Raw genomic sequence first — 15,775 nt, 5'->3', positions numbered from 1 at the left:
TAGCGGTTTCCGTCGTTACCGCCGGGTCGATGCTGAGCGGACCGGCCGTCGCCGCCCCCGTGGTGGCCCCCACGGCCGGGCCTGCCGTCCCCAGGGCCTTGGGTCCCGCGGAGGCCGCGGACTCCGCCTCCGGCTTCCTGATGGCGCGGCTGCAGAACCGGCGGATCGAGATCACCGGCGAACGCACCGAGTCCAGCACGACGTACGCCGAGCCCGGCGGCCTGACCACCGTGGAGTCCTTCACCGGTCCGGTGCGCGTCAAGGACGCCCAGGGCCGCTGGCAGAAGGTCGACACGACCCTGGTCGACACCGGTGACACCATCCGCCCGAAGGTCGCCGCCGCCGATGTCGCACTCTCCGACGGCGGTACGGGCGAGCCGCTGGTCAAGGCAGGGCGCGGGCAGCACTCGCTCGGCATCGGCTGGCAGGGCAAGCTGCCGCAGCCGGAGCTGAAGGGCTCGACGGCGACGTACAGGAACGCCGTCCAGGGTGGGGGCGACCTGGTCGTCACCGCCCTGAAGGAAGGTTTCTCCCACTCCGTCGTGTTGCACGAGGCTCCCAAGGGTCCGGTGGAATACCGGATTCCGGTCGAGGCGAGCGGGCTCAAGCTCTCCGAGACCGCCGACAAGCGGCTGCGCTGGAACGACACGTCCGAGCAGGCCAAGGCAACCGCGCCGGCCCCGGTCATGTGGGACTCCTCCTACGACCGCGCCTCCGGCGACGCCGAGCACATGGCCCCGGTCGAGGTCGAGGTCGAGCCGGGCAAGGACGGCAAGGGGCAGGTCCTGGTCCTCCAGCCGAGCCAGGAGTTCCTGAACGACCCGAAGCTCACCTACCCGGTGACGATCGATCCCACCGACTCGCTCATGGGCCCGGTGACCGACACCTGGATCCAGTACGACGACTACCTGACCAGCCAGCGCGGTTCGACCGAGCTCAAGTCCGGTACGTACGACGGCGCCGAGAAGGCCCGGTCGTTCCTGCAGTTCAACGTCGACAAGTACAAGGGGAAGCAGATCCTCGACACGGATCTGCGTCTGTACTCGAAGTACTCCTCGACCTGCTCGACGGCCAGCGCCGGCAACGAGGTGCGGCGGGTCACCGCCGCCTGGGACCCCTCCGCGATCACCTGGGCCAACCAGCCCGCGACGACCGCCACCGGCGCCGTGGCCTCCACCGCCGCCAAGGGGTACAACGCCACCACGTGCCCGGCCGGGCACGTCTCCTGGGACATCGACGCCATCGTCCAGGCCTGGGCGGACGGCCAGCCGAACCACGGCGTCCGCATCGCCGCCGTGAACGAGGGCGACCCCCTCACCTGGCGCCGCTACCACTCGGCGAACCAGACCGACGGATCGCACAACGCCGCTCTCGAACCGTCGCTGACCGTCAGCTACAACACCAAGCCGGGCGCGGCCGTCCCCGTCTCCCCGCTGTCCGGCACGGCCACGGCCGACACGACGCCGACGCTTACGGGCAAGGCCACCGACGCCGACGGCAACACTGTCCAGCTCAGCTACGAGATCTGGACCGCCGCTGGTACTTCCGCCCTGCAGACGGGGAAGTCCGCCTTCGCCGCCTCGGGTGCGGCCGCTCCCTGGACCACCGGCACCCCGCTCGCCCCGGGTGGCTACAAGTGGCGCGCGGCCGTGTACGACGGCTCCACCTGGAACGGAACTTGGTCGGCCTGGCAGACCTTCACTGTCGACACCCTGAAGCCGGGCGTGACCGCGGTCGGTTCCAGCGCCTTCCCGGCCGGCGCATGGTCCGGCACCCCTGACGGGAACGGGAACTTCTCGGGCACCTTCACCTTCACGCCGCCCGCTTCGGACGTGAAGGACATCCAGTACCGGCTGGACGGCGGCGCATGGGTCACCGCGGCCACCGCCGGCACCCCGGTCAGCGCAGTGCTCGGCTTCAAGGCCGGCGCGCACGCCGTCACCGCCCACACCCGCGACGCGGCCGGCAACGTGTCCGGCGACACGGTGTACTCCTTCAACGCCGGCAAGGGAGCGGCCATCACCGCCCCGTCGGACGGTGAACGTCCTGCCCGCCGTACCGGTCTGATGGCCCAGGGCGACACCTCGTATACCGGCGTCCGCTACCAGTACCGCCGCGGCGAGACCGACGCGTGGAAGGACGTGCCGGTCGCCGACGTGCGGGTCAACTCCACGGGCGCCGCGCCGGGCTCCTGGCCGGTGGCTGTCAGCGGCGGCAAGCCCGCTCCGCTGACCTGGGACATCACCAAGACGCTCGCCGAGGACGGACCCGTCGACGTACGGGCCGTGTTCGCCGCCGGCTCGTCCACCGAGGCCTCGCCCGGGGTCTCCGTGACCGTCGACCGCGCCGCCGGGGCCTCCCCGGAGCTCCCCGTGGGGCCGGGCTCCGTCAACAGCCTCACCGGTGACTTCACTCTGGACGCCACCGACGCGTCCGGCGCGGGCACCTCGGTGACCCGTACCGCCTTCTCCCGGGGTGACCACCCCGAGGACGACGGCCAGGTGAAGATCTTCGGCCCCGAGTGGGTGTCCGGCATCTACGCCGAGATCACCCAGTCCTCGTACATCGGCCTGCGCAAGACGTCGCCGACCTCGGTCGAGGTCGTCCTCGCCGACGGCGCCGTCGGCTTCACCGCCACCTCCGGCGGCGGTTGGAAGCCCGAGGAGGGCTCGGAACACCTCACCCTCACCGGTTCGCTCACCGGCTCCTTCACCCTGAAGGACGACGAGGGCGTCGTCACCACCTTCGCCAAGGTCGACCCGGCGGCAGAGAGCTGGCAGGTCGCCTCGACCGCCCTGCCCACCGACAACTCCACGACCCGTGTGGTGTCGGAGAAGGTCACCGTGAACGGCAAGGTCCTGGCCCGCCCGAAGTACCTGATCGCGCCCAGCACCGCCGCTACGGCCGCGGCCTGCGAGGCGAATCCCGCCACGGCGGGCTGCGAGCGCCTGGAGTTCGTCTACGCGACGGCCACCACGGCCACCGGCTACACCACGGCCGCCGACTTCGGAGACTTCGCCGGCCAGGTCAAGGAGATCAAGCACTGGTCCACCGCCCCCGGGGCGACCACGGCCACCTCGCGATCCGTGTCCGTATACCGCTACGACAAGGACGGACGGCTGCGCCAGCAGTGGGACCCGAACCTGTCGCAGGCCACGCAGGTGCAGTACTCGTACGACTCGGCCAACCGTGTGTACTGGATGATGCCGGGCACCGAGCTGCCGTGGACCTTCACCTACGGCAAGGCCGGTGACGCCGCCACCGCTGGCGAGGGCATGCTGCTGAAGGCCTCCCGCCCCTCCCTCAAGCAGGGGTCGAAGACGGAGACCAGCGGCGGTTCGATCGCCACCTCGATGGTCTACGACGTCCCGCTGACCGGCGCCAAGGCGCCCTACAAGCTGGGCCCGGCGGACGTGGCGGCGTGGGGCCAGAGTGACGCCCCGACCGACGCCACCGCAGTCTTCCCGCCGGACGCCGTGCCGACCGGGCACGATGGCGAGGCGCTCACCGCGGCCGCCTACAGCCGCGCGACGGTCAGCTACGTCAACGCATCCGGCCGCGAGGTCAACACCGCGACCCCCGGCGGCCGCATCTCCACCACCGGCTACAACGCCGACGGCGCCATCGTGTACGCCCTCTCCTCCGCCAACCGCGACCTGGCACTGGCCACCGGCGGCGCGGGCCTGGAGCAGCTGGCCCGCCTCGGCATCGAGGGCGCTGGCACGGCGGAGCGTGCCGCGCTCCTGGCGGAGACGGTCGAGTACAGCGCGGACGGTCTGCGCGAGCTGCACACGTACGGGCCGCTGCACGTGGTGGAACTCCAGCAGGGCGCGGCCGATCTGCCCGCCGGCACCGAGGTTCCGGCGCGGCTGCACTCCGCGAGCCTGTACGACGAGGGCCGTCCCTCCGATGCCGCGGTGAGCGGCCGGGCCACCACGGTCACGGTCGGCGCCGTGGTGCCGGGACGCTCCGGCGACCTCGACACCCGCGTCGCCAAGTCCACGTACGACTGGGCCAAGGGGCTGCCCCTGACCACGACCGAGGACCCCGCCGGCCTGAACCTCGTCACCAGCACCGCCTACGACGCCCAGGGCCGGGTCACCTCGACCGTCCTGCCCAAGGGCGGGGCCGCCGGCACCCGGGTCACCTCGTACTACACCGCGGGCGGCACGGGCCAGTGCGCGGGCCGTCCCGAGTGGGCCGACCTGGTCTGCTCCGTGGGCCCGGCCGACGCGTCCTCGGGCACCACTTCGGTGTACGAGTACGACGCGTTCGGCCAGGTCGCCAAGACCACGGACAAGACGGGCCCGACGACCCGCACCACCACGGTCACCCGCGACAACGCGGGCCGCGTCACACGTACGTCCCTTTCCGGCGGCCTCGGCACCGCGGTCCCCGAGACGGTCCGCACGTACGACCCGGTCAGCGGGAAGCCGGCCACCGTCGCCGCGGGCGGAAAGACGGCCGCGTACGCCTACGACGCCCTCGGCCGGCTCGTGAGCTACGACGACGGCGCGGGCAACGTCACCACGACCGAGTTCGACACGCTCGGCCGAGCGGTGAAGGTGTCCGATTCCGCACCCTCGACCGTGACCTACGCGTACGACACGGACAAGGAGCCGCGCGGGCTGCCCACGTCGATGACGGACTCGGTCGCCGGTACCTTCGGGGCCTCGTACGACGCCTCGGGCGAGGTGTCGGGCGAGACGCTGCCGGGCGGATACACGCTCGCCACCGTCAAGGACGAGACCGGCTTCACCACGTCCCGGGTGTACACCCGTGACTCCGACGGTATCGCCGTCCTCACCGACGTCGCCGTGCCCACGGTGCACGGGCAGGCGAGCTCCGGCACCCGCAGCGCCGGCGCCGGCAACGGTCAGAGGTTCGGCTACGACCGCACGGGCCGCCTCACCGACGTCGAGGAGTCCGGAGCGTACGGGCAGCAGCACCGCTCGTACACCTTCGACGCCAACGCGAACCGCAAGAAGCTCGTCTCCACCCGGGACGAGGGCGGTGGCCCGGTCCAGAGCACGACCGAGTACACGTACGACGCGGCGGACCGCCTGACCGGTCCGGGCATCGCGTACGACGCCTTCGGCCGTACCCTCACGCGGCCGGGCAGCACGTTCGGCTACTACGCGAACGACCTGGTCCGCTCCCAGACGGCCGGCGAGCGCCGCCAGACCTGGGAGCTGGACGCCCAGGGCCGGCTCGCCTCGTGGACGGCCGACACCCTGGACGGACAGGGCGCGGTGCTGGCCTCGGTGAGCTCGGTGAACCACTACCGGGACGCGTCGGACAGCCCGTCGTGGACGGTGGAGGACACGGCCGCGAACCTGCGGACGCGCAACGTCGCCTCCCTGTCGGGCGAGCTGGCCGCGGTGACCGGAACGGCGGGAGACGTCGTCCTCCAGTTCACCGACCTGCACGGCGACGCCGGCGTCGCGCTGCCCCTGGATCCGCAGAAGCCGCTCTCGGTGGCGGACACGGACGAGTACGGCAACGTCCGCGCCGGTACCGCGGCCGCGCGCTACAACTGGCTGGCCGCCTACCAGCGCAGCTCCGACACGCCGGCCGGCGTCATCTTGATGGGCGTACGCCAGTACGACCCCGAAACCGGCCGGTTCCTGTCCGTCGACCCGGTGTACGGCGGCAACGCCAACTCCTACGAGTACTGCACGGCGGACAGCGTCAACTGCACCGACCTGAGCGGTGAGTACGGTAACAACCGCTGGGGATGCGGTGCTTTCGTGGACCGCCCGCACAAATCCCATACGAACAACAGCCGGGTCAACGTACACGCGGACCTCAAGTGCAAGTCGAAGGTTCCCAGCTTCTCGATCCGGGTGACGCTGCACCGTTCTCGCTGGTACGGATGGGAGAAGATCGGGACCACCGGCTATGTGTCGGGCAACAGCAAGTACAAGGCGCGGGCCGTGGCCAACTGGGGTCCGAGAGGCGCTTGCCACTACTACGTGGGCGTGGGTGAATTCATGATTGCCAGCCGTGCCAACGGTGCGGGCACCAAGATCCGCTCGACCGTGCGCAACTACGACACCCGCTGGCTTGAGGGGCGCACGGAGATGTGTGTCGGATGACCCTCCCTCAGGTCGTGTGCGTGCTCGACTGGCACGGTGAGCCGCCGTACGGGCTCACCGCGGTCGCGGTCGCGCCGGACCGGCTGGCCGAGGCGGAAGCCCTGGCCTTCACGGCCCTGGGCGGTTTCGTCCACCCCGCATCGTGGGAGGGGGCCGATCCCGAACTGCGTACACGCGTGGTGCGGGCCTGCCGGCCGATCCCCACCGAAGGCCTGTGGCACGTGTCACACGATCGTCCGGGTGTGACGGAGGAGCGGTCGCGGCGTGCCTGCCTGCGGCAGCTGACGGAGGAGTGGCCGCATGCCCGGCCGTTGGCCCAGCACGAGGCCGGGCCGGGGCTGGCCGCCCTGGTGCGGCTGACGGCACTGGTGTGCCGGATGCCGCCCGAGATTCTGCTGGACGCCGAAGAGGACCTCCTCGACGTCTACGACACCTACACGGTCGGCGGCCCGGACGTCGGCCCGCAGGACCTGTAGGCCCGTCGGGCCTACGGCTCGCGGTGAAGCCGCCGACAACGCTGCCCACGGCTGAGTTCTCAGCCGGGGGCAGCGTTGTCGTGCGGATCCGTCGAAGGTGCGGTCGCGGGTGGGGCGCCCGGCTGTGGCCGAGGGCGGGGACGACGTGGCGGTAGGCCTGGCTGCCGAAGCCAGACCATTCAGGAAGGCCCGAGCCGCCGAAACCGCCCAAACCGTCTAAGCAGACCCACGTATGCCATTCGAGAAGAACACCCCGCCCGGGTACGGCAAGGTGTAACCGTCGGCCTCTGCCGCGGCGGCCTTGTGCGGCCTTGCCTACGGTTTCTCAGCCACGGTGTGACCGAACGGCAGGGCCGCCGCCCTTCTTCTGCGGTACACCACGACCCCGCACACCGCGAGGAGGAGGACGGCGACGGCGGACACCCCAAGAGCCGTGCGCTCGGCGAAGAGCCTTCCCAGCACTTCGAGCAAACCGAGCCCCGCGGTCGCGTAGATCAGGGCCCAGGCTGCTCCGCCCAGGAACAGGGCCGGGAGGTAGCGCGACAACGGCATGCGCAGGCTGCCGGCAAGGAAGTTCGCCGCGGTCTGGAAACCAACGGTCAGGAAAGAAACGGCCACCACGGGCGCGCCCCACCGCTGAATCGCTCGCTCGACGCGTCGGAACTTCACCGAGGCAATCCGTTCGGCGAACCTACTGCGCCGGGCACCGGCCCCGGTGAGCCACCCGACGGCGAATGTACCTCCGGCGCGGAGCAAGACGATGACATACAGGGCTCCGGCCGTGACCGCGATCTCATCCACGACGCCTCGCCTCCAGCTGCGGGCCGGGACCCGAGAAGCCCGTCACACGCACCTGCGCCCCGCCTCCGCCCGTTCTGTCGTAGGGGTTGCCACCTAAGGCAAAGACCCGAACGAACGCGCCCGCACGCCAGGCAAGGACAGCCTAACCGAACGAGCGTACGGGGTCCAGGGTCGGGCCGCCCGAGGAACAACAAGAACAGTTACCCCGTCGGCGAAACCGGCACAGCCCTGATGTGCCCAGTGCAGGACGCGCTTTCCCGACCCCGGGCGGGCCCGGTGGCCAGACAGACCGGCGCCTTCGCCCACGGCGACCCGGGACAGGCCACTGAACTCCGCCGCCCGTCCATGCAAGCCGCGCGGCGCAGAATCCGATGAGCACCCCCTGCACGACCAGCCGTACGGTCCGCGCGCGTCGGCCCGGGCTCGCTTGAGGGCGCCCTGACTACCTTCTACACGGCGATCAACCTAGTCCTACCCGCTCTGAGGGCCTGTACGGGCGGTGAGGCGTGGGGCTGGCGGCTATAACAGAAGCCCTCGTCTGGCCCCGCGTCTTCGGTGCGTCGGGGAGGAGACAAGTCGGCTGTCCACCACCTACTCGACGTTGCTGGCCCCAACCCTCGACCTGCTCAACGGGTTTGGACCCCTGCCGGACGAGATCACCGTCCACCTGGTCGGCGGCTACGATTCCACCGGCATCCGCTCCGAACTCGACGAGCGCGGCCTGAACGGCCGGATCGCGCACAAGGGGGAGAAGCACCGATCCAGGCCGGTCAGCGGTGGCACGTGGACCGCACCCACGCCTGGCAGAACGCTTTCCACCGCCTCGCCCGCTGCTACGAACGCCGCGCTACCGTGATCAACGCATTCTTCGACCTCGCCGACACCATCATCACCATCCGCGGCCTGATCCGACGCTCCTGGACAACCCACCGCTGGGACAACCGCCCCCAACGCTCACCATGCGATCGCGCAATCCACTCCGAGGCCACGCTCGCGTACAGTTCCTGGCCATGACCGTGCTGCATGGCGCCTCCATCTCCCTTCGCCCCACTGTCCGCGAGGACATCTCCACCCTGGCCTCCATCCGGGCCACACCCGAGGTGCGTGCACGGTGGAACGGCGGGGAGGATCTCGAGGCAGATATCGCCGCCGATCTCGAAGACCCTGACACTCGGTCCCTGACTGTCGACTACCAGCAGCGGATCATCGGCATGATCCAGTGGTACACCGAGGAAGATCCGGACTACCGGCACGCCGGCATCGACCTCTTCCTCGATCCCACAGTGCACGGCAGGGGTCTGGGCACTGACGCCGTACGGACACTGGCCCGCCATCTCATCGACGCCCACGGCTATCACCGTCTGGTCATCGACCCAGCAGCCGACAACACCGCGGCGATCCGCTGTTACACCAAGGTCGGCTTCCAACCCGTCGGCATCATGCGGCAGTACGAGCGTGGCCCGGACGGCACTTGGCACGACGGCCTCCTGATGGACCTCCTGGCCGCCGAGCTGGTGCGCTGACCGCTCCACCCACCAGCCAGATGCCTGCACCCGACCCTGGGACGCAGGACAGGCGCAGGTCTCTCGATGATCACAGAGCGTTGCAACTCCATGATCAAGGAACCTGTGCCTACCTCACATGCCACCCCACCCTGGCCATCGCCTACCTGCGCGACCTCTAAGGCCCGCAATGCCCGCGAGCCCATGCCGCACGGGTCGGGGCTTGCGCGAATCGGGCTAGGGGACGTGGGGGAGCCTGCTGCGTCGCCTCGGTGTGAACCAGCACGTCCTGATCATCCACGGTCCATCCGGTACAGGACCGGGCGGCCTGGGCGGAGGCGGTCAAACTCGCCTGACAATCGGTCAACATCACCTGTCAGAGGACTACGACAACGACCGTTCCCCTGCCCGTCGAGCTGCAGGCCTCCTGCAGGCTGGACAGGGAGGAGGAGTTGCTGCGCGGCCGGATCTGCGGCGAGGACCACGACCAATCCCTGCCCGGCCCCAAGACCGTCCGCACCTACGCCGAACTGGTCGGTGGCCCGTTGGACAGCCTGCTCCTCGACATCACCGGCTGGAGCGCGGACGAGATCGAGACCGGCGTCGCGCTGATGACCGAGATCGGGTAGTTCGGCCCCGGCGCCCGCGCCGATGGGGCTGTGCAGGCGACACACCCTGACCCCCAGTGTCGATGGTGACAGCCGCTCCCGCACAGCGGGGGAACCTCATCTTCACCCCGACGAGTCGGAAGGCAGGCCCTCCTAGCGCCTGGTGAGGGGGTCTGGGGGGTGAGTAGCCCCCACGCAGTGGCCGGTCCAGCGCGACCTAGGCGCTGGCGGGGTCCAGGGGCTGCCCCCTGGGATTCACGGTCCGCAGTCGACGACGGGCAAGACCTCCTTCAGGTTCAGCCATGATCGTGCTCTCGTCCGACAACCAGCCGGCCCAGCCTCCTCGACGGGCCATCGTCCGAGCTCACGAGCATCTGACACCTCTCCTCCCGCGTTTGTGGCACCACCGATTGACCCCGGTGCGAGGTGGAGCACTACCAATTCGGCTCGTACGAACGGCCCCTCAGGAATCGGTGGACGACAAACCGCTCACATGGGGAGTTCCGGCTCTGATGGCACGAAGAGCCTCGAACATGCCTTATGGCGAACGAACTTCAACGAACTGGCTGATTCGCCCGTAGCCGCTCAATCGGTGTACCCGCCAGACTTCTCGGTAGCAGCCCGAGCCTCGACGGTGCGGGCCGCCACGGCAATCTCGCCTCAGTCGAAGGAGGGGTAATGAACCGTCGGACAAAGTTCAGCCTGGCCGTAACGACCGGACTCGTCGGTGCAGCGCTTGCACTCGCGCCCGCGGCCCAGGCCGACGACGTCTCGATCAGCGGCTACGACAACTGCGCGTCCGGCTGGATCTGCTTCTACTCGGAGAGGGACGGGGGCGGACAGAAATGCCAGTGGTCCCAGAGCTCCACCGACACCCGTTCCCAGTGTTCATGGATGCGAGCCGGCACGAACACCCGGTCCGTGTACAACCGCACCGGTAGCAGGTTCCACTACTACCACAGCGTCAATTACACGAATCGGATCGGCAGCACCACCGCCGGCAACAAGGGAAATCTCGCAGGTACCTACACCATCGGCTCCCTCTGCGCCGGCTCCTGCCCGGGCTGACATCGACCTCCGGTGCGTGTGCCGGGACGAGATCCAGACCGGCGCCGCGCTGATGACCGAGATCGGGAAGTTCGGCCCCGGCAGCCGAGCCCTGTACGACCTGCGCCCCGGCGAGCGGCGCTGCGGGGACTGGACCGGCGACACACCCTGACCGGTCGGCGGGTGACACCTACGTCCTGTCGTTCGTTGATCCCACATGTCTGTACTGCCGTCACCTGAAGAGATCGACGCCGCCCGCACGCCCAAGGGCGGATGGACGCGTGCCCAGCTCGCCGAATGGGGCGTTCCATGGCCTGCGGAGAAGGGTTGGAAGGCGGAGCTGATCGCACGCTGGGAGGCCGCCCAGCAGGTCCACGCCCCCGCGCCCCCGTTGAGTCCCTCCCCGCGTACGCCAGCTCCGCACCAGGACATGCTCGACTTCGGCTGACCACGCAGCAGCCGGGCTGGACAGGAACATCCTGTCCAGCCCGGCTTCTCGTGAACGCGGCTACGCCCACCGCATCCCGACCTTGGCGAGTTGCTCCATCCGCTCCGGTGTCCGGTGTCAGGGCGATGGCCCGGCGGCCGCGCGCTGCTACGGTCGGGCGCTATGAGCTGGCTCCCCGATAACTTCGTCCATCCCGTCCTGGTACCGCTGCCGGGCAGTGGTCATCACCTGCGGCCGATCCGGGAGGCGGACACCCCGCTCGACTATCCGGCTGTGATGGGTTCGCGCGAGCGGCTGTGGACCATCTACGGCCCAGCCTGGGGCTGGCCCGCGGCCACCATGACCTACGAGGCCGACCAGGCCGACCTGTTGCGACACGAGAAGGAGATCGCCGTACACCAGTCTTTCAACTACGCGCTTTTCGACGCAGAGGAGACAGCTCTGCTCGGCTGTGTCTACATCGACCCACCGGAGAGGGCCGGCGCGGACGGCGAGATCTCCTGGTGGGTGGTGGACGAGCTGGTGGACAGCAAGGTCGAGCAGGCCCTCGATGAGCTGGTACCGCAGTGGATCGCCGCCGACTGGCCGTTCGAGCAACCGCGCTTCCTCGGCCGAGAGATCTCCTGGTCGGACTGGCTCACCCTGCCGGAGCACTCCGACGCGTAAGTAGCTTCTGTCGTACCGAGAGGTTCGGTGGCTTTTTTCGTTTGGTCGTCACCGGGCCCGGTGGCGAGATCAGGGGCTTCCTCCACATCAAGGACGCCCTCGGCGTTGTCGATCCGCCCCGTTCCCGCCTTCGGCTCTGCGCACGGTCACGCAAGTCGGCCAGGCCACCCCGCCGCGTAGCGTTGTGTACGTATGGTTCAGCGTCGGCTTGACCCGCTTTCGACGGCCCGGCCGTCGGGAGGGAAGAACAGGGGCGACGAGGCTTACGGTCAGGATCCCGGACTGCGCGCCCTGCTGGAGTCCCGCGCGATCGGCTACGTGCTGGCCGTCGCCTGCAGCAGGCGGGTGCAGATCAACGAGGGGCGGACCACTGCCCGCGCGGATGCCGTGGCCGACCGCCTGCCTGCCTCGGCCTGGCACCGGCAGAGTGCCGAACCGGGGCGAAAGGGCCGCGCTACTACGACTGGGCTGGATCGAACCGAAGAAGCGCGCCTGCCCCCACCTCGTCAGGGTCGAGGTAGCCGCCCTCACCGAGACCCCCTGCCGACGTTCGCATGGACGAGAACCTCTACTTCGTCCTCGCCGGGCTTACGCCGTATCCGGCACGGCCTGCTGGAGGCGGTCATTCATGGCGTACGGACCTGCACAATAGCGTCAACCAGTTGTTCCCACCTCGAAGGGCCGCGCCATGGATGACGCCTCGCCGCCGTACGGGCGGCCGACGCCCCGCGCCACCGCCGCTCCGGCCGCCGAGGCCCGCATCGAGAGTGGGGGCAATGTCCTGGTCGCGCCTTCGGGGTTGTCCGGCGAGGACCTGGTCAGGGAGTTCTTCGGGACTGTGATCACCCCGGAGGAGCTCGCTTCCGGTGCGGCCGGCCTGGCGGGGAAGACCGTGTACCTGTGCGGCGATGTTTCCGGGGTCAGCGATCGTCACCTGGAGGGTTCGGCGCGGGTGTTCGTCATCCGGGAGCTGTCGCACGGGTACGGCGGCGGGCCGTGGGCCTTCGTGGGAATCGGCCGCGTCCCCCTGCTCGTCCATGGCGTCGGCGTGTACTACCGCCGCTTCTTCGATCCCGACGAGGATCACTTCGGTCGGATCCGCGCGGAGCACGTGTTCCAGTCGTTGACGGAGTCCACCAAGCCGGGAACGGCGCATCGCAGCGGGATCTACCTGACGCCCGTCACCCGAAGCGGGGACGACGACCTGCACTTCCGCCTGCTCCGGTGCTCGACGAACCTCTCGGGGCCGACGGAGGGTTTCGGCCCGGCCGACACGCACATCGTCGAGGCCTTGAACCGGGAGGCTGCCGCCGTCTTCCGCGACCAGGCCCCGCTCAACCACGTCCTCGCGCAGATCTACCACAACGCCTCTGCGGCGCCGGGGCGCAAGCAGTCCAAGGCGAAGATCTCGGCGCACGCCGACAAGACGAAGGACATGCCTGTCAACGGCATCATGGCCTTCTGCACCTTCTACGACGGGCTCGACAGGCTGCGGCCCCTGCCCGAGGACCCCTTCGACCGCGGGGTGAAGGGCGTCAGCGGGCTGACCCGACTCCGCTTCCGCCTCAAGAACCCGGCCCAAGGGGCGGGACTTCCCGCGCAGTTCACGGTCACGCTCCACCCCGGGTCCGTGTTCTTCATGCCGCTGTCCACCAACCGGCTGTACACGCACGAGATCCGGCCGTCGCCGCTGGACGCCGAGCTGCTGCCGACCCGCCTGGGGTACGTGGTGCGCTGCTCGGACACCGAGGCCGTCCACCGGAACGGCCGTACCTTCCTCAAGGCGGCCGGGGAGCTGGTGCCGCTGCAACCGCCCACACCGGCGGGTATGACGGAACTGCGCAGGCTGTACGCGGAGGAGAACCGGACCTCGTCCTTCATCGACTACCGGGACGCGTTCCACTTCAGCATGAACGAAGGAGACTACCGTGCCCCTCGGGTCCCGGATCTCGGATGAGATCATCTCGCGCGCGGTCCCGGCCGGGGGCGACCTCTTTGCGGAGCTGTCGGCGTCGACGCGTTGGGAAGACGTGGGAAAAGGCCGACAGGGCGCCGTACTCACCCGAATCGACGGGGCCGCCGACTCCGGCGTCCCCCTCGTCCGCACCACCACTCCATACGGCAGCCCGGCGCAGCCTTTCGGGCCGGTGCACGAACGGTTGGCCCAGCAGGTCCAGGAACATGCGGGGCTGCCGGCCGGCTTCAACAACGCGCTCATCGAGCGCTACACGAACGCCTACAGGACCATGGGCAGCCACTGCGACCAGGCCCTCGATCTGGCCAACGGGACGTTCATCGCCGTCTTCTCCTGCTACGGTTTCCTCGAGGCGGGCCCGGTCCGGAAGCTGGTCTTCGAATCAAAGGAATCAGACGCGGAGAAGTTCGAGATTCCCCTGACCCACCACAGCGTCGTCGCATTCTCCGTCGATTCGAACCGACGGCTCCGGCACAAGATCGTGGCGGAAACACCCGTCCCGGCGGCGGACAACACATGGCTGGGCGTGACCTTCCGAACATCAAAGACCTTCCTCCGCTTCCACGACGGCCACGCGTACCTCCCCCAGGGCCCGCGCCTCACCCTGGCCGACGATGACCAAAGGCGCGAGTTCTACGCCCTACGCCGCCGCGAAAACCAAGAAACAATCTTCACCTACCCCCCACTGACCTACACCCTCAGCCCCAGCGACCTCACCCCACTTATCTGACCACCCAGGAGGCGCCGTGCCGCTGCCCAACCTGCTCGCGGCCGGTGTGCTGATGGGCGCACCGCGCCCGGTCACGTCTGGCGGAGGTCCGGGCACGCACCCTCCCGCGCCACCGGCAGCGGCCCGCCCCGTCGCCACAACGCCGCGCGGTGACGCTCGCGCCCCCGGGCCCTCTCGGGGGCCCGGGGTGTCACGGCTATGGGGGAGGGGTCAAAGGCTCCTCGTGGTGCTCCCGCACCGCCCGCGGCTTGGCGGGCTGCCGACGAGGAGGACTGGGAGCGGGCCGACGCCTGCTACGCGCAAATCCCCAATGCGCTCACCATCACGTTTCCCGACGGCAGCCCCCTCGCCGAGTTCATGCTGCAATCCACGACGACGACGGCACCGCCGACCGGCGCTGGCACGACGAGCCCTTCTCGGTGATGTTTTCCGGGTCTGTGGTTCTGGTCCTCGGCACGTCCTGGAGGTGCTCGGCCTCCTCGGCGGGGCGCCGGTCCTGCCCGGCCTCCCGTCTTGTTCGTCTTCGCGCTGTGCCGCTCCGGCCTGCGCCTGCGTGGGGTGGCATGTGTGCTGAGGGCGTCGCATCAGCCGTGGTGGTGGAACTTCACGGTGTGTGGAAGGCGTTAGCAGAGTGGTGCACGATCGATGATGCGTGTCCAACGAGGGACGACGTGGCAGAAGCTGAGGTGGCACGAGTGGCGATGTGGGATCGGATCAAGGACCAGGCGACCAGAGGTCTGCAGCAGGCCCAAGGGGTGCGCGGCGGCTCCGGCGGCCATGGGCCGTCCGGCACACGGTCCGGGGGCGGTTCCAGGGCCGAGCTCGTGAGCGCGCTGAAGTCGCAGCTAACGTCGCTGAAGACGGAGCTGAAGAGCGGCGCTTTCCGGGACGCCAGCATGGCCATGTGCGCGTTGGTGGCCGCCGCTGACGGACAGGTCGATCCCGCCGAGCGCCAGCACGTCGAGTCGCTCATCCTCACCAACGACGTCCTTCAGAACTTCCCCGCTGACCAGCTCCGCCAGCGTTTCAACAAGCACGTCGACCAGCTTTCGGCCGGCTTCGTCATGGGCAAGGCGGCGGTGCTTCAGGAGGTCGTCAAGGTGGCGAACAAGCCCACCGAGGCACGGGCTGTCATCCAGACCGGCATCGTGGTCGCGGGTGCGGACGGCTTCATCGAGCCTGCCGAGGAGCAGATCATCCGCGAGGCGTGCACTGCGCTTGGCCTGTCGGCGGCGGAGTTCGGCATCTGACCCGCTGACCGCGGCGAAGAGCCGCGCGGCCGCCTACCTCCCGCTGCCCCGTCAGCCCCCCGTCCCCGCCCGCCTTTCCGCGGCCGTTGGATCCCGGGTAGCCGACAGTTGCTGAAGCCTTCCGTGGAGCCGTCGCTGCCGACTCCGGCCAGGGCCTGGAAGGCGGAGAACCGC

General features: G+C 69.4%; 12 protein-coding genes and 2 pseudogenes. 13 read left to right on the top strand and 1 reads right to left on the bottom strand.

Features of this window, described 5'->3' with window-relative positions; all coding sequences use genetic code 11:
• Positions 1–29: 29 nt before the first annotated feature.
• Both BGK67_RS02115 and BGK67_RS02110 read left to right on the top strand, forming a co-directional pair.
• On the top strand, positions 30–6,098 hold the full coding sequence (locus tag BGK67_RS02115; RefSeq protein ID WP_069918260.1) for a DNRLRE domain-containing protein: 6,069 nt from the start codon (positions 30–32) through the stop codon (positions 6,096–6,098).
• Positions 6,095–6,574, top strand: coding sequence for a hypothetical protein (locus BGK67_RS02110; protein ID WP_069918258.1), 480 nt, complete (start codon positions 6,095–6,097; stop codon positions 6,572–6,574). The genes BGK67_RS02115 and BGK67_RS02110 overlap by 4 nt, the downstream gene beginning before the upstream one ends.
• Positions 6,575–6,889: 315 nt before the next feature.
• Here the strand turns inward: BGK67_RS02110 and BGK67_RS02105 are convergent, their stop codons facing one another.
• On the bottom strand, positions 6,890–7,375 hold the full coding sequence (locus BGK67_RS02105; RefSeq protein WP_069918257.1) for a DedA family protein: 486 nt from the start codon (positions 7,373–7,375) through the stop codon (positions 6,890–6,892).
• Positions 7,376–7,970: 595 nt separating this feature from the next.
• Here BGK67_RS02105 and BGK67_RS02100 point away from each other — a divergent pair.
• The 11 genes and pseudogenes from BGK67_RS02100 to BGK67_RS02065 all read left to right on the top strand — a co-directional run.
• Positions 7,971–8,389: pseudogene (locus BGK67_RS02100) on the top strand (hypothetical protein); the annotation flags it as partial.
• Complete coding sequence (locus tag BGK67_RS02095; protein ID WP_069918255.1) at positions 8,386–8,898, top strand: GNAT family N-acetyltransferase; 513 nt, start codon at positions 8,386–8,388, stop codon at positions 8,896–8,898. The pseudogene BGK67_RS02100 and the gene BGK67_RS02095, both read left to right, overlap by 4 nt.
• A 431-nt stretch (positions 8,899–9,329) precedes the next feature.
• Positions 9,330–9,506, top strand: coding sequence for a hypothetical protein (locus BGK67_RS02090; protein ID WP_208948636.1), 177 nt, complete (start codon positions 9,330–9,332; stop codon positions 9,504–9,506).
• Between the two features lie 657 nt (positions 9,507–10,163).
• Positions 10,164–10,553, top strand: coding sequence for a peptidase inhibitor family I36 protein (locus BGK67_RS02085; RefSeq protein ID WP_069918254.1), 390 nt, complete (start codon positions 10,164–10,166; stop codon positions 10,551–10,553).
• Positions 10,554–10,569: 16 nt separating this feature from the next.
• The gene (locus tag BGK67_RS40670; protein ID WP_279628647.1) at positions 10,570–10,704 is read left to right on the top strand and encodes a hypothetical protein; all 135 of its coding nucleotides are present in this window, start codon (positions 10,570–10,572) and stop codon (positions 10,702–10,704) included.
• 45 nt (positions 10,705–10,749) lie between these two features.
• On the top strand, positions 10,750–10,980 hold the full coding sequence (locus BGK67_RS35795) for a hypothetical protein (RefSeq protein WP_079153943.1): 231 nt from the start codon (positions 10,750–10,752) through the stop codon (positions 10,978–10,980).
• Positions 10,981–11,142: 162 nt separating this feature from the next.
• Positions 11,143–11,646: a GNAT family N-acetyltransferase gene (locus BGK67_RS02080; RefSeq protein WP_069918253.1), complete on the top strand. Its 504-nt coding sequence runs from the start codon at positions 11,143–11,145 to the stop codon at positions 11,644–11,646.
• A 252-nt stretch (positions 11,647–11,898) separates the two neighbouring features.
• Positions 11,899–12,116: pseudogene (locus tag BGK67_RS41120) on the top strand (IS701 family transposase); the annotation flags it as partial.
• Between the two features lie 218 nt (positions 12,117–12,334).
• Positions 12,335–13,603, top strand: a complete 1,269-nt coding sequence (locus tag BGK67_RS02075) for a hypothetical protein (protein WP_069918252.1) — start codon at positions 12,335–12,337, stop codon at positions 13,601–13,603.
• The gene (locus BGK67_RS02070; RefSeq protein ID WP_069918251.1) at positions 13,575–14,351 is read left to right on the top strand and encodes an alpha-ketoglutarate-dependent dioxygenase AlkB family protein; all 777 of its coding nucleotides are present in this window, start codon (positions 13,575–13,577) and stop codon (positions 14,349–14,351) included. The genes BGK67_RS02075 and BGK67_RS02070 overlap by 29 nt, the downstream gene beginning before the upstream one ends.
• Before the next feature lie 695 nt (positions 14,352–15,046).
• Positions 15,047–15,601 (top strand): tellurite resistance TerB family protein, encoded by a 555-nt coding sequence (locus BGK67_RS02065; RefSeq protein WP_069918250.1) that lies wholly within the window; start codon positions 15,047–15,049, stop codon positions 15,599–15,601.
• Positions 15,602–15,775 lie beyond the last annotated feature (174 nt).

Origin of the sequence: Streptomyces subrutilus (assembly GCF_001746425.1) — a bacterium.
In the GTDB taxonomy this organism is placed as follows: domain Bacteria; phylum Actinomycetota; class Actinomycetes; order Streptomycetales; family Streptomycetaceae; genus Streptomyces; species Streptomyces subrutilus_A.
Note: the sequence above shows the minus strand (reverse complement) of the source record. Positions and strands in the feature narration are given on the sequence as shown.

Coding starts and splice junctions, on each gene's coding strand:
- BGK67_RS02095 (WP_069918255.1), top strand. CDS start 8,386: ATGACCGTGCTGCATGGCGCCTCCATCTCCCTTCGCCCCACTGTCCGC.
- BGK67_RS02085 (WP_069918254.1), top strand. CDS start 10,164: ATGAACCGTCGGACAAAGTTCAGCCTGGCCGTAACGACCGGACTCGTC.
- BGK67_RS02075 (WP_069918252.1), top strand. CDS start 12,335: ATGGATGACGCCTCGCCGCCGTACGGGCGGCCGACGCCCCGCGCCACC.
- BGK67_RS02115 (WP_069918260.1), top strand. CDS start 30: ATGCTGAGCGGACCGGCCGTCGCCGCCCCCGTGGTGGCCCCCACGGCC.
- BGK67_RS02080 (WP_069918253.1), top strand. CDS start 11,143: ATGAGCTGGCTCCCCGATAACTTCGTCCATCCCGTCCTGGTACCGCTG.
- BGK67_RS02110 (WP_069918258.1), top strand. CDS start 6,095: ATGACCCTCCCTCAGGTCGTGTGCGTGCTCGACTGGCACGGTGAGCCG.
- BGK67_RS35795 (WP_079153943.1), top strand. CDS start 10,750: ATGTCTGTACTGCCGTCACCTGAAGAGATCGACGCCGCCCGCACGCCC.